This window comes from Vibrio sp. ECSMB14106, assembly GCF_000972265.1.
Classification (GTDB): Bacteria; Pseudomonadota; Gammaproteobacteria; order Enterobacterales; family Vibrionaceae; genus Vibrio; species Vibrio kanaloae.
Map to the genome: position 1 here is coordinate 1 of NZ_LAUM01000091.1, position 309 is coordinate 309.

The following is a 309-nucleotide window of genomic DNA, read 5'->3' on the forward strand; positions in this document are numbered from 1 at the left end:
GACTTTTAATCAATTGGTCGCAGGTTCGAATCCTGCACGACCCACCATTCTTTCTCCACGAAGGAATTAAAACTTTTAGTGGGCGATTAGCTCAGTTGGGAGAGCACCTGCCTTACAAGCAGGGGGTCACTGGTTCGAGCCCGGTATCGCCCACCATTCTCTAAATATTCTTACTTATTTAAATATTCAAACCACTTCTTTTGTCGTTGGTTGGATTTTTCGACTGTGAGAGTCTTTAGAAAATGTGAATTTTAGAACACTGGTTCTTAAAGTCTCATGCTCTTTAACAATTTGGAAAGCTGACTGATT

Annotated in this window: 1 tRNA gene; it reads left to right on the plus strand. The window is 41.1% G+C overall.

What is annotated here, in order from left to right:
• Positions 1 to 80: 80 nt before the first annotated feature.
• Positions 81 to 156, plus strand: a tRNA-Val gene (locus WR49_RS20790).
• Positions 157 to 309 lie beyond the last annotated feature (153 nt).